The 14,371-nt window shown below is 33.9% G+C and carries 14 protein-coding genes; 2 read left to right on the forward strand and 12 right to left on the reverse strand.

The features are described from left to right. Positions 1 to 101: 101 nt before the first annotated feature. The 9 genes from asnB to CBP76_RS11700 all read right to left on the reverse strand — a co-directional run bounded on the left by asnB (position 102) and on the right by CBP76_RS11700 (position 8,230). Positions 102 to 2,009: an asparagine synthase (glutamine-hydrolyzing) gene (gene asnB / locus CBP76_RS11660; RefSeq protein WP_102197029.1), complete on the reverse strand. Its 1,908-nt coding sequence runs from the start codon at positions 2,007 to 2,009 to the stop codon at positions 102 to 104. A gap of 14 nt (positions 2,010 to 2,023) precedes the next feature. After that, a complete protein-coding gene (locus CBP76_RS11665; RefSeq protein WP_102197030.1) occupies positions 2,024 to 3,193 on the reverse strand; it encodes a metallophosphoesterase family protein in 1,170 nt (389 codons plus the stop codon). A gap of 119 nt (positions 3,194 to 3,312) precedes the next feature. Continuing rightward, positions 3,313 to 3,837: a GNAT family N-acetyltransferase gene (locus tag CBP76_RS11670; protein WP_102197031.1), complete on the reverse strand. Its 525-nt coding sequence runs from the start codon at positions 3,835 to 3,837 to the stop codon at positions 3,313 to 3,315. 66 nt (positions 3,838 to 3,903) lie between these two features. After that, complete coding sequence (locus CBP76_RS11675) at positions 3,904 to 4,578, reverse strand: hypothetical protein (protein WP_102197032.1); 675 nt, start codon at positions 4,576 to 4,578, stop codon at positions 3,904 to 3,906. Further along, on the reverse strand, positions 4,568 to 5,389 hold the full coding sequence (locus tag CBP76_RS11680; RefSeq protein WP_102197033.1) for an ATP-binding cassette domain-containing protein: 822 nt from the start codon (positions 5,387 to 5,389) through the stop codon (positions 4,568 to 4,570). The genes CBP76_RS11675 and CBP76_RS11680 overlap by 11 nt, the downstream gene beginning before the upstream one ends. Further along, the gene (locus tag CBP76_RS11685; protein WP_102197034.1) at positions 5,386 to 5,877 is read right to left on the reverse strand and encodes a hypothetical protein; all 492 of its coding nucleotides are present in this window, start codon (positions 5,875 to 5,877) and stop codon (positions 5,386 to 5,388) included. The genes CBP76_RS11680 and CBP76_RS11685 overlap by 4 nt, the downstream gene beginning before the upstream one ends. A gap of 36 nt (positions 5,878 to 5,913) precedes the next feature. Next, entirely contained in the window at positions 5,914 to 6,462 is a 549-nt protein-coding gene (locus tag CBP76_RS11690; protein ID WP_166667271.1) for a DNA-3-methyladenine glycosylase I, read from the reverse strand. A gap of 89 nt (positions 6,463 to 6,551) precedes the next feature. Then, positions 6,552 to 7,037 carry a universal stress protein gene (locus CBP76_RS11695; protein WP_102197036.1) on the reverse strand — a complete coding sequence of 162 codons (486 nt, stop codon included), beginning with the start codon at positions 7,035 to 7,037 and terminating at the stop codon, positions 6,552 to 6,554. An 80-nt stretch (positions 7,038 to 7,117) separates the two neighbouring features. Continuing rightward, complete coding sequence (locus tag CBP76_RS11700; RefSeq protein WP_102197037.1) at positions 7,118 to 8,230, reverse strand: glycerate kinase; 1,113 nt, start codon at positions 8,228 to 8,230, stop codon at positions 7,118 to 7,120. Positions 8,231 to 8,293: 63 nt separating this feature from the next. Here CBP76_RS11700 and CBP76_RS11705 point away from each other — a divergent pair, with 63 nt between their 5' ends. Continuing rightward, a complete protein-coding gene (locus CBP76_RS11705; protein ID WP_102197038.1) occupies positions 8,294 to 9,097 on the forward strand; it encodes a tyrosine-protein phosphatase in 804 nt (267 codons plus the stop codon). Positions 9,098 to 10,020: 923 nt separating this feature from the next. On the opposite strand, the gene CBP76_RS11710 is transcribed toward CBP76_RS11705, so the two are convergent. From CBP76_RS11710 to CBP76_RS11720, 3 genes are read right to left on the reverse strand one after another with little or no spacing between them, the layout of a single operon-like run. Then, positions 10,021 to 10,779, reverse strand: a complete 759-nt coding sequence (locus tag CBP76_RS11710; protein ID WP_166667267.1) for an ABC transporter ATP-binding protein — start codon at positions 10,777 to 10,779, stop codon at positions 10,021 to 10,023. Next, positions 10,724 to 11,674, reverse strand: a complete 951-nt coding sequence (locus CBP76_RS11715) for an ABC transporter permease (RefSeq protein ID WP_102197040.1) — start codon at positions 11,672 to 11,674, stop codon at positions 10,724 to 10,726. The genes CBP76_RS11710 and CBP76_RS11715 overlap by 56 nt, the downstream gene beginning before the upstream one ends. Positions 11,675 to 11,697: 23 nt before the next feature. Beyond that, positions 11,698 to 12,666, reverse strand: coding sequence for an ABC transporter substrate-binding protein (locus CBP76_RS11720; protein ID WP_102197041.1), 969 nt, complete (start codon positions 12,664 to 12,666; stop codon positions 11,698 to 11,700). Between the two features lie 471 nt (positions 12,667 to 13,137). Between CBP76_RS11720 and CBP76_RS11725 the strand changes: the two genes are divergently transcribed. After that, positions 13,138 to 14,346, forward strand: coding sequence for an MFS transporter (locus CBP76_RS11725; RefSeq protein WP_102197042.1), 1,209 nt, complete (start codon positions 13,138 to 13,140; stop codon positions 14,344 to 14,346). Positions 14,347 to 14,371: the final 25 nt, after the last annotated feature.

Consider the following 14,371-nt stretch of genomic DNA (forward strand, 5'->3'; position numbering starts at 1 on the left):
TCAGTTATTAGGTGCTTACGAATGTTTTTAAATAATCTTAATTACTGTAAAAAAAGCTACCTAGTAATCATTAAAACTGATTACCAGGTAGCTTTTAAAAATTACTTTTCATCACTAGGAACAAGAACTTGTGGATCAACATCTGGTTTCTTACCACCATCAATAAAGAAGACTTTATACCAGATTAAGAAAGTATAAATTGTCCAAACTTTACGACGATCATCGTTTTCGCCACGATAACATCCGTCAAGCATTTCTAAAATTGTATCTTGATCAAAGAACTCACCGGCAAAATCTGCACTGAATAATTTACGGAAATCCTCATAGACTTCTTTAGTCTTAATCCAATCACGGATTGGAACTGGGAATCCTAATTTTTCACGTTTAGCCCATTCTGCTGGTAAAGCACGTTCTGCAGCAACACGCAAAGCATATTTACTGTCTTTACTATTTAAAAGATACTTTGTAGGTACACCAGCAGCCACTCTGGCAACCTCTTTATCCAAGAATGGTACACGTAATTCCATAGAGTTAGCCATGCTCATACGATCGGCTTTAAGAATAATATCATTAGCCATGAACTGATGAATATCAAGATATTGCATCTTTTTAACTTCATCATTATAGTCCTTAACTTTGTTATAACTTCTCATAACAATGTCTTTAACTGAACGTGATTTTTCAAATTCTGGCTTCACTAAATTACTGGCTTCTTGCTCAGAGAAAATTTTAGCTTGACCTATAAAGAATTCTTCAGCCTTAGCAGTTGATTCATACAAATGAAGTCTACCTGGGAAATTAGGCATTTTCTTAAGTCCACGAGCCAATTTGTATCTAACTCCCTTAGGTAATTTCTTCAAATCCTCAGCAATAACACGAACCGTCTTAGAATGGGAATGGAATCCATAATTAGCATAACCTGCAAATAGTTCATCTGCACCTTCACCTGAAAGGATTACAGTAACATCACGACTAGCTAACTTAGTTAAGAAATAAAGTGGTACACATGAAGGATTAGCATCTGGTTCATCCATATAATATTGAATCAATGGTAATGACTTAACTGCTTCTTCCTTAGTTACGATACCACGAGTATTTTCAAGGCCTAACTTATCAGCCAATAATTTAGCGGCAGTTCCTTCTTCATAAGTACTTGTATCAAAGTCAATTGAATATGTATGTTGTGGTTTCAAAATTGCTGTGACATAACTGGAATCGACACCACTAGACAATAATGAACCTACTGGAACATCACTAATTGCATGTTCTTCAACTGACTCACGGATCGAGTGATCAATTCTCTTGACTGTCTCTTCGAATGACAAGTTATTTTCTTTGAATTCCATATCCCAATATTTCTTAATACTTAATTTTCCATTCTTGTATGTGAAATAATGGCCTTCAGGAATTTTGAAAACATTCTTAAAGAAAGTTTCATTCATAGCTGAATATTGGAACGTCAAATATGGCTTCAAAGCAGCCTTATTTAATTCTTTTTTGAAATTAGGTTGTTTCAAGAAAGACTTGATTTCTGAACCAAAAATAAACGTTCCTTCACGATTATAATAATATAAAGGTTTAATACCAAAGAAATCTCTGGCACCAGTAATATCACCAGTCTTAAAATCATAAATTACAAAGGCAAACATTCCACGGATCTTTTTAAGTAGGCCTTCAATACCCCACTCTTCAAAACCGTGAAGCAAAACTTCAGTATCAGTTTCTGTACTAAAGACATGTCCAGCCTTTTTTAATTCTTTTCTAACATCTTGATAGTTATAAATTTCACCATTAAAAATAATGGCTTTTGATCTGTCTTCATTATAAATTGGTTGCATACCGCTACTAATATCAATAATACTTAAACGGCGAAAACCAAGAGCAACGTCTCCATCAACTAGTTCACCTGAACTGTTTGGTCCACGGTGCTTGATTGTATCCATCATAGCTTCAATTACAGGCTTTTTGTCCGCAATATTCTTATCTACGAATCCGACAATTCCACACATAAAATAATTCTCCCTTATATTTCAAAACTTACATACCTTGTTGCGGCTCCGTAACCAAAAATCTGTAAGCGTAATTTGTTCGGGTCGATATTAATAAAATATCCTGCTAATTCAGAAATCTCATTATATCGTCTATCCCATTTTTTGTTGTAATCAGTTGTTAGTCCATGCTTCTTCCCCATAAGGGCCGAACAATTTAATATTATATGATTAATTTCAGAAACTTTGTAGTTTTTTTCGTAATGCATATGACCACAAATATAAGTTGTCACCTTGGAAATGCCTGTAGATGAGAAATCATAGCGTAAATTAACTCCAAAATCTCCTGTTAATTCATTTTTCAATTGTCCTGAAGCTTTGTTATTGAATGCGACTAATAACTGTTGAATCAAATCACCATTAAAGTTTAATGCACTACGCCCACTCGGACTTACGATATTGGCATGTCCCATTACAACTACATGTTTGTCGACTGTGTCTTCTAAAATGGTAGTTAAATCTTCTAGTTGCTGTTCTCTGACCCCTCTAACCTTCTTGAAGTCATATTTCTTAGAACCGTTACTAAGAATATAAGGAATATCACTTGTATCAATAAAGATGACTCGTATGTTGCCCTTATCATACCAGCCAACTTTAGAGACGGGATTCAAACGTAGAATCTCAGGTTGTTCAAATTCATGCTTTGTTACTAAAGAATAATAATCATCTCGTTGAAAGGAAGCCGTTTTAAAGAAGCGATGTTCATCGTATTTATCATTTTCATCATGATTACCCTCAACAATGAAAAATGGTGCCTTACTAGCCTGATAATTCTCAACTGCAGACTTCAAAATACCACGACTTATCTCTGGTTTATCACTACCATCCATTAAATCACCAAGATGAACATTAAGGTCCATCCCCATGTCATCACTGACTCGATTGGCCTCAATAATGTGTCGCATGCCATTAATTCCATAATAGGAAGCACTGACTACGGCCTTAGCATGGGTATCGGTTAGAACAGAAATTGTCACCGTATTGTCATTCACATTTGGCAAAACATTATTCTTATAAACGCCCTCAATGTAGTCAACGACAAACGGTCTGGGCTTCAATCGTCTCAAAAAATTCTCAGTTTGAGTTGAAATAAACTCTGAAGGTCTAGGATTTAGAACACTTCTTGCAATATTCTTGATTTTCAATTTACCGTTCTCCTAATATCCAATGCTTTGGATAAAAATATAATAAAAAAACCATCTTGATGATGGTCTAATTATGGTTCAATTATATATCAAAAATATGAAAAATAATCTTTCAATGCTTATTTCAAGAGAATTTGATAAGCCTTTCGAACACCATGATCCTCATCCATCGTTACAGTGCCCTTTTCTTCAAAGCCACCATTAGTAATAATATGTTGCATGATCAAATTATCAGGATGAGTATCTGTTCTAACATCACTATAGCCTAGGTAATGCGACATTGTTAATAAATGTTGTATCAAATATGATCCTAAATGCTCACCCTGATGAGCTGAGTCAACTGCAATACGGTGAATAATAGAATAAGTTACATCTGAATCATCATCCCATGCACCTGAGTCCATATCCTGATAATTTTTATCGTAACCTTGTTGCAAAGTAGCAACTCCTACAATCTCACCATCTAATATTAAAACATAATTTATATCTTCTTGAATATCTCGTTTAAGTACTTCCTCACTAGGATAACCATCTTGCCACTGGTTAACCCCCCGATCTCGTAGGGCTTTCTTAGCACCATCAATAATTTCAATAATTCTTGGCAAATCGTCAAGTGTTGTTTGACGTAAATAAATATTGCTCATCAAATTGCCTCCCTATTTTATCAAAGTATTAAATCAGAAAAACACATAACATTGCAATAGCTTTAATCAATTATTTTTACTTTTTTTGTAGAAAAATGAACTAACTAAAAATAAAATTATTGAGTACAAAAATGCTTGTATAGCTGTAGGTAACAATTTTGTAATAGAAGCTTCAAGTTGCAACGTCATAATCATTTTTGATAACGGAGGCAAGATAAACTCCACGTGATTCAAAAGATCAATCACACTACCTGAAAAAGCCAAGTAAACAAATACTAATACTCCAACCTGACCCAAGCTAGAGTGATGATACCATTGCGTTTTGAATAAAGTGGCAATCGCACTCCCCAACATTCCACACGAAAAAAGTGCAAATATTCCTATTACATCCAACAATAAATCCTGATTTAAAATCAAACTAAAAATAAAAATCAAAACTGCCGAAAACGTATTAGTTATCAGAGCCACTAAAAACTGACTCAAAACATCAGCCCAATAACTGTTAACTTTTTGTTTTAAATAAATATTTCTTTTACTGTCGTTATAGTACAAATTCATCGTCGATAATAAAGACAGCAAAAAAATGCTTATCAACAAAAGGCTATATTTCTTCAATTCTGAAATATTCAGAAGGTGACCAGCCATTAAACCAAAAGCTATTATAGTGAACAAACTGGTCAAATACAAAAAATTTTGGAAGAACATTTGCAAATAGCTTCTTAATAGGATTTTAACTTTCAATATTTTTGACCTCCTCAAACCTATAATTGAGTTGCGTCATTTCTTTTATAATAGAATCTTTAATCCTCAAAGGTACCTGCATCTCAATCCTATTATTAACATTTTCCACCATATACTGCTCAATATCATGTGTAATAGCAATCGAATTGGGATATACACTAAAGATAAGCTGACATTGTTTAATATTTTCTTGAGTATTCTTTTTTAAAATACCATCACTAAAACAATATTCCGTATCAATAACTTTCTTAATGTCATCACCAAACTCTGTACAAGCAATAATGACCCCGGCTCCGTTGTCCTTCAAATCATTAATTAATTCCAGCATTTTTTTTATGCTTTCCCTAGTTTGAAATGCAAAGGGTTCATCCAGCAATAACACATTGGGGTGTCCACAGACAGCCGCTAGAAAATCTACCTGTCGTTTTAAGCCGGTCGACAATTGTCTAACTGAACGATTCAAATAAGGGCTGATTCCCAAAAAGGTTATCATTCCCTTTAATTGCTCTTTTCTCACTGCCAAATCCTTAGAAAGCTGACGGATGTCTTCCAAGTAACTTGCAACTGTTTGGTCGATCTCTTCGGGATTCACTTGAGGCAAATATCCTATCCTTACCCCAGGAGTATATTCAATCGTCCCACTATCCGATACAAAATTATTTGCTATTGCCTCTAACAATTGGGATTTCCCACTACCATTATCGCCATCAATACCAATTATTTCATTTTGGGCCAAAGAAAAAGCCACATGCTTAAATGCAAAGTAGCCCTCGTTTTGCAATGATAAATCATTGACTGATAATAATTTCATTTAAGTGATTCCTCAACAGCATGAGCTGCTAACCCGATCGAAAGAATAGCATCTTTTGAGATAGCATTTCTTAAATCAGCGATAATGGTATTGTCATAAACTGCACCAATAACTGTAAATGAATAGTCGATTAAATTAATATCGGTTTTCACTTTATAATTACCATCGGCATAAGGATCTTCATGATTATAGGTAAAATTAATTTCATGGCCCGCTAAAGAACCATCAACGTGGTTTACTTGAACACGATCATGTAATTCAATCAATTTATTATCAGGGTTTTGTAAAGTTAAGCGGTGATCTGATTCATTTTGATAATAGTCGTCTTCTGTCATATCAAAATAATCTTTAATTGGTTTTCTCAAAACTTCCAATGAGTCCAAAATATCGTAAACCTTTTGAGCGTCAAATTCTTCTGATTTATCTTCAATCTTTGTTCTGTTTGTATAGAGCCAATCGGCCAAATTACTAATAGTTTCAGAATTCATAGTTATCCTCCGTCTTTAATACCATTATACTAATTTTCACTTGAAATCACAGGCATCAATATGATCATTGACTACTCCAACAGCCTGCAAAAAAGAATAAATAATTGTAGGCCCAACAAACCTAAAACCGCGTTTTTTCAAATCTTTACTGATTTGTTGCGATAGTTCTGTCTGGGCGGGTACTTCGTTCATATCACTATAATGATTAATTATTGCTTTATTATCAACAAAATTCCAGATATATTCAAAAAAATTTTCACCATTTTGATGCATTTGCTGAATTATTTTAGCATTATTGATTGAAGAATCCACTTTTAGACGATTTCTTATGATGCCTTTATCTTGAAGCAAAGTATCCCTTTTAGATTGATCATATTCTGCTACTTTATCAATCTCAAAATTATCATATGCTATTTTATATGTTTGACGTCGTTTAATAATTGTTGCCCATGATAATCCTGCTTGTGCACCTTCTAGTGTCAGCATTTCAAAAAAATATTGCTCGTCAAAACTTGGTTTTCCCCATTCTTTATCATGGTATAATTTCATTTCTTCAGAACTATTAGCCCAGGCACACCTCATAATTTTCTCCTATAATTCAACTCAATAAGTAAAGACGCTATAGCATCCATTAAAATGATTGCTATAACGTCTTTTACTTTAAGATTAAATTGTTATTTCTTCTTATCAACCAATTTCTTATTATCAATATCAGTTCTAACAATAATAACATCAGTTTTTGCATTTCTTGTAACATACTCAGAAACTGATCCTACCAATAATCTAGTAACAGCATTCATACCAGTTGAACCAATCATAATCAAATCATTATTATATTCTTCAATGAATTCTTGTGAAATAACTGTCTTAGGTTCACCAAAACGAACATGGATATCAATATTATCTTCATTGAAACCATCTTTGACAGCTCCGTCTTTTAATTCATTAAGATATTTCTGAGCATCTTCAGATAGTTGGTAAATTACATCCCCATTAAGCATTCCACCATGTAATCCAATGAATTGCTTAGTATCTAGGACAGTTAAGACATCCAAATGTCCACCGTTCATGCGTGCAACTGTAACGGCCTTCTTAAAAGCCATTTCTGCTTCTTTTGATCCATCTACCGGAACCAAAATTCTCTTATAATCTTGTTCCATAATTCAATCCTCCAATGCACTTATTGAAAATCCTTTATTTTAGATTAATGCATTCATATATATTATACAATAATAACACTCTATTGAAATGTCAAAAGCGTCCTAATCAACTGATTAGCAACCGATTCATAATTATTTAATAGCGTTGTTTCATCATCCAATTCTGTCATCCTTGTTGAAAATATACCTGTAAAAAGTTGTTTATTATCTTGAAAGTCATCAATGAAGTCATTACATAACACAAAATTTGGAATCTGTTCTGAATTGGACAAACTACTAATATGATACAAAACATCGTCATTTATTGTATCAATTGAAATTTTATCGGTCGCCATTACTATAATATCAGCTGAATGAATTGTTTCATTCATTCCTGTAACTTTGGCCACCCATTCAAAAGATGACCTAGAAATATGTGCATTAATCATTGCAAACGCACCCGCCAAGGTTTTAATAGAATCTGAATGTGGCATGGGGTGTATATCTAAATTATACTTCTGATTCATTTTTTCTGTAATATAAACTAGATTATCTCCCAAAAAACTTTCTTGAGCTTCATTGAGATACTCAACTGTATCACGTAATTTATGCTCACTTGAGAAATTCAATAACACAGTAATCTTGGTTCGTTGACCTAATAACTCATAGACATCCTCCATATCAATTCTATTAGCGTCTATTAGAGGATTTTCACCTTCTGGTATCAATTCACCAGTCTCATTATAAATTCTTGCTCCTAGGGCTTGTAATACCCCTAAACCGCCATCAGCAACTGCCGTTTTGCCTAAACACAACACAATATTTTTTAATCCACTTGTTACAGCATCCATAATAAATTCCCCAATACCATAACTAGTTGCATGAAACAACTGATCCCGTGTTTTATTTTTGGCTAAATCCACGCCTACTACTTGTTCAGAATCAATAATAGCGGTATCTTGACTATCGATCTTTGTTATTAGGTAACGGCCTTTTTTATTATTCCAAAAAGCATCAAAGTAAGGCATCTCTATCCAATGTCCACCGAGAGTGTGTGCTACCAAAGCAGGCATTCCATACTTACTATCGGTCACAGGCATTGTTACAATTTCAGCTTCAGGCATGGCATGCGAAATTCCGTTATAGATAGCTTGACTAATTTTTGTCGAACTAACATGATTGTTATACTTTCCAGGGGCAATTATGAACTTCATGAGAGGATAACTCTTCCTTTTTGTTATAATGATTATAGAAAAAACAACCGAGGTAATTAAATAATGGCTAACAATAATGAACGTGTTTTAAACCTTGAAAAAGGTGTTAATTTCCGTGAACTTGGCGGCTACAAAACAACCGATGGTAAGACAGTTAAATATCACAAGATATTAAGGTCTGCTGGTTTGGCAGATTTAAGCAACAATGATTTAAACTATTTAAAAGATTATGGTTTAAAAATAGATGTTGATTTTAGGTCAAAGCAAGAAATAGAAAAGAAGCCAGACAAAAAACCAAGTGGAGTTCGTTATGTCTGGGCTCCTGTATTCCAAGAAGATGAAACTAAGGCATCTGAGGTTCAAAGTGATAGCTACATTCCAGAAATTGGCGGTGATCCTACTAATGGATATGAACATATGATTGATGTTTACCGTGATGTTATCACAGGTGACTATGCCAAGGTTGCCTATCGCAAGTTTTTTAATCAATTATTATTAAATACTGGTGATCACAATGTTCTATTATTCCATTGTAGCGCTGGTAAAGACAGAACCGGTATGGGAGCCGTTTTCTTCTTAGAGGCATTGGGAATACCATTTGATACTATTAAAGAAGATTATTTATTAACCAACAAGGCCAACAAAGATTATGTAAATGGCCTAGTAGATTTACTTCAAAACAAAGGATACAACGATCCTAACGTTATCAACTCGGTCCGTGATTTGATGACTGTCCACTATAATTATCTAGCAACCGCTTTGAAAACCGTCGATAAAATGTATGGTAATATGAATAATTATATCAAAAATGAATTAAAAGTTAGCTCATCTGAAATCACTACTTTAAAGAAAATTTACTTAGAATAATAAAAAACTTCTTATTTTTGGAATATTGGCATCATAATTTCTTCACATTTTCTCGTTATGATGTACTTGTAAGTTAAAGGAAATCAAAAAGCTTTTAACTTATCCCCTATAGAATTATTCTTCATATAAACAAAATATAGATATAGAAATGATCCCCCACAATATATAAAACTGTTTCGTAATCCATCCTTCCCCCCTGATAAATGGGTTACACTTTAAAGACCAGTTACTGAACTCTACTTCAGTAACTGGTCTTTTTTATATCATTCAATTCATATTAAGGCAAAAACGATGGGTATCCTTGATTCCTGCTTAAGTTTGGTTAGAGTGTGAGCGATTTCCGCCTTCCACAAAAATTGAAATTCGGCCGGAACGCTATGGACACGACTTGAAACTTACGCAAAAAACACGTAATTTCCAAGCTCGGTCTTTTACTAAGTGAGAAAATCACTCACTAAGTAAAATTTCATAGCTGAGCCGATTTCAATTTTTGTTCCAGGCTAGATAAATGTTGTATATTTGGTTACTAAAATGGTTTTAGTTACTAAAGACAAATAGTCTGTATTGATTCAACCCAAAACTATAGTTGATGTCAATACAGACTATTTTGGTACATTAAAAAATTGAATGGAATTATTTAAGTTATCGAAGTGTTAAATTCTAAAACAACAACAGTTATTTAGTACGAAACGGAGAAAGGACGATTTCAGCCAAGAAATTATTCTTAGCGGTTTTTCCCGCTTAGAATAAGGTCGAGCTTGGAGACAAGTGATCTTCTTGGCTTCAAGTCGTGCCCTTGGCGTTCCGAATCGTTCCTTTCGTAGTGGAGTGCGGAATACTCCCCTATACATTCAGATAGGACCTTTCTAACACTCACACTTTAACCAATCTTAATCGAAACAAGCTATATTCTTTACCAGTACCTATTCAAAAGCTGCTAATAATTGTTCTTTATCAAGATTATTCTTTTGAACTCCTCGGACATCTAACTTGATTTGACCATCTTGGACCATAACTAAACGGTTGCCATATTTCAATGCATCGGACATTTTATGAGTGATCATCATAGTAGTTAAATGCTTTTTTTGTACCATATCATCAGTTATTTTCATGACTTCATGACTGGTTTTAGGATCAAGGGCTGCTGTATGTTCATCTAGCAATAATAATTTTGGCTTACTTAAGGTTGCCATTAATAACGACAAGGCTTGTCTCTGACCACCAGATAAATATTTAACCTGTGTATCTAGAAAATTTTCCAATCCCATATTAAGAGTCTTCAATAATTCTTGATATTGGGGAATATCATTCTTTTTTTGGTACCATTTTAAATTGACTGTATGTTGATGGTCTTGTGCCAAAATCAAATTTTGCATAACTGTTAAATCTCCAGCTGTTCCCATTTTAGGATCTTGGAAAACACGTGACATAAAACGTGAACGATATGCTACCGATTTCTTAGAAACATCATGATCAACCAAATCAATTTCTCCAGCATCTGCTTGTAAGGTTCCTGCAATAGTATTTAAAAGAGTTGATTTTCCAGCCCCATTGTTACCAATTACTGAAATAAAGTCGCCTTCCTCAACTTGAAGATTAATATTTTTCAAAATATGACGTTCATTATCAGTCCCGGGAAAGAAGACCTTTTGTAGATGCTTCACTTGTAATACTTTCATCATCTTGTTCCTCCATCTGTGCTAAATATTTCTTCAATTGACGTTTGGTTCTAATACGGTTTTGAATAATTGGAACGCAGATTACAATTACCAAAATGATTGCTGAAAGAATTTTTAAATCGTCTGGCGGAAAACCTAATCCCATTGCAACGGTTAGAAGTAATCGATAAACAATTGCTCCAACAACCATGGCAATCAAACGGGTTAAAATATTATGTCCACGTAAGAATATTTCACCAACCAAAACAGACGCTAACCCAATAACAATTGTTCCAATTCCCATGCCAATATCAGCATACCCATTACTTTGAGCAATCAGAGCACCTGATAAAGCAATAAATCCATTTGAAATCATATAACCAAAAATTATCATTCCATCGGTATTGATACCATTTGCTGAGGACATTTCTTTGTTGTTACCTGTTGCCATTAATGAGAGTCCTAATCTAGTTTTGAACATTAAATATAGTAGAGTTACCACAATCACAGTCACAATTAACCCCAAAATAATTGTTTGAATTTCTAAATTCCAACCAGCTGGCAAATATTCTGTCAAAACCTTTTGATCTAACAATGGAACATTAGATTTCCCCATAATATGCATATTGATTGAATATAAACCTGTCATTGTTAAAATTCCTGCTAACAATGATGGTATACGAAACTTAGTGTCCAATATTCCTGTTACCAATCCTGCCAAACACCCTGCAAGAAAACCAACAACGGCAGCAGTAATCGCCGACTGCCCTTTCAGCATCAAACTTACTGCAATGGCAGCACCAAAGGGAAAGCTTCCCTCTGTGGTTAAATCAGGAATATCTAAAATTCTAAATGTGATGAACACTCCAATTGCCAATGGTGCCCACAATAATCCCTGTCCAAGACTAGATATAAGCATATTTTTACCTCCAAAATTTTAAACTATGGTTTTTGTATTTTATCTGGATTAATACCAAGTGCCTTGGCGTTATCCTTGTTAACATAAAGTCTCAAAGTATGTGATGTTTCTACAGGCATATCTTGAGGCTTCTTTTTATCAATCAAAATCTTATAAGCCATCTTAGCCGTTTGTTTACCTAAATCATTGTAATTAATACCATATGTAGCTGTACCACCATCTTCAGCCATTTCGATTGATCCAGTTACAACCGGTAATTTAGCTTCTTTGGCTTTCTTGCCAACTGTTTTCATCGAGCTAGCCATTAAATTATCTGTAGGGATATAGATTCCCGAAACCTTACCTGACATTGATGACAAAGCACTTGCAACATCATTCGTACTTGTGACACTGACAATATTTAATTTCAAATTATGATTCTTAGCATATGTTTTAACTTTTTTAATTTGTAGAACTGAATTTTCTTCTGATGAATTATAAAGAACTCCAATTGGTTTATCACTCTTAGTCAAGGTAGTCAAAAGCTTCACTTGTTTATCAACTGGTCCTAAATCTTTTGTTCCAGTAACATTAGTATTTGGCTTCCTATCATCCTTGACCAACCCCGCACTTTTTAAATTAGTGACAGCTGTGACAACTATTGGTGTTGTTTTAGTCTTTTTAGCCAAAGCTTGTGCCGATGGTGTAGCAATTCCTAGAATCAAATCATTCTTTTTTTGAGTTAATTGTTGTGCCATTGAATTAAGATTTGATTGATCCCCTTGAGCATTTTGATAGTTATATTTAACCTTAATAGATTTATCATGTTGTTTGATTTCTTTATTTAATTCTTCCTTGAATCCTTTTCTAGCAGCATCCAGTGAACCATGCGGAACAATTTGTAAAATTCCTACGTTCAATGTTTTATCTGCTGCTGAGCTATTATTTGAACAACCTGTCAATACCAAGGCCGCCATTATTACTGTTAGTAAACCAATTAAAGATTTTTTCATAAAATTCATCCTCCCAAATGTATAAAAAAAACCAGTTAGATTCGGATACGAATCTAACTGGTTTATACTTGGGCCCAAATATTTTCTCCAGATAGATTCAACCCTGTATCTATCTGGCTTTATGACATGCTTAAAAGCTTTAGCCAATCGATAGATACGAACACGTACGCGTCCGCATCCAATGATTGGATACAAACGCTATCTAAAGAAAAAGCTAAAGGCAAATTGATTATTTAAATGTGAGTTTAAATTATTACTTATTTTCATAATAAAGTTCTCCTCGTTTTCAATTTACATTCTCTATGTAAAACATCTAGAAATTAATATGTCAATAATTTTATTAAAATAATCTAATTTTAATTATAGGTACTTTTTAGTACCTACTGCACTTTAAAGTACGTAATTGTTTATTTATCCCAACCCCATATAATGATACACATAATCAAATATTGCCTAAGAGGTGAAAAGGATATGAACAAAAAAGTATCATCAAATTGGATTCTTTTATCATTAGCCATTAGTGCTTTTGCAATTGGATCAACCGAATTCATTAGTGTTGGGATCATGCCTCTCCTCACTAAAACATTTAGCATTTCATTATCACAAGGCGGTCTGACCGTTTCTATTTATGCCTTAGGAATAATGTTCGGTGCACCAATTCTAGCCTTAATAACTAACCGTTGGGATCGCAAAAAATTATTAATTGGAATTATGGTCAGCTTTATTATCGGAAATACCCTGGCGGCATTAGCACCAAGCTTCATCATTCTTTTGGTAGGTCGAATCATTGCTGCTTTATCACATGGTATCTTTATGACTATTGCTTCACTAATTGCTGCCGATGTCGTTAGTCCTAATAAAAGAGCTTCTGCAATTGCAGTAATGTTTACCGGATTAACCGTTGCTACCATTACAGGTGTTCCAATTGGGACATTCATCGGTAATACTTTTGGATGGAGATTATCATTCTTCTTCCTAGTTGCACTTGGATTGATTGGTTTAATCACTAATATTATTTTAGTGCCAAACAAATTGCCATTACCCAAACCAACTAGTGTCAAAGGAATTTGGAAAATTCTTAAGCAACCGCAATTACTATTAATTTTATTAATAACAGCTTTAGGATATGGCGCAACCTTCCCTGTCTATACTTACTTAACAACCATATTGAATAAAAATATGGGTTGGTCACAAGGAGCTATCGTTATTATTTTAATCTTTTATGGCGTAGCTGTGGCAATTGGTAATACTCTTGGTGGAAGATTTGCTAATAAAAAACCCTTAGCTGCCCTCTTGAAAATGTTTATTGGTTTAGGCTTGGCTTTAATTGTAATGAGATTTACAATCAATTTTCATCTACTAGGTTTAGTGGCTATTCTATTATTAGGCTTATTTGCTTTCATGAATGTCCCAGGATTACAATTATATATCGTTCAATTGGCTGAAAAATACACGCCTAATGAAGTTCCATTGGCGTCAGCCTTAAATATCTCAGCCTTTAATGTAGGAATCACGGTCGGTTCAACTATTGGTGGACAAATGGTAGCTCAAAATCAGTTAGTCAATACTCCTTGGGCTGGCATAGCTATGTTGCTAATCGGAGTTATTTTGATTTTTGTACTAATGAAAATGGAAAATTCTACAGTTGAATCAAAGGATTTAAACTTAGAAAATTGCTAAGTACAAATAGTGATGTTAATATACA

This window comes from Companilactobacillus nuruki, assembly GCF_002872255.1.
Taxonomy (GTDB): domain Bacteria; phylum Bacillota; class Bacilli; order Lactobacillales; family Lactobacillaceae; genus Companilactobacillus; species Companilactobacillus nuruki.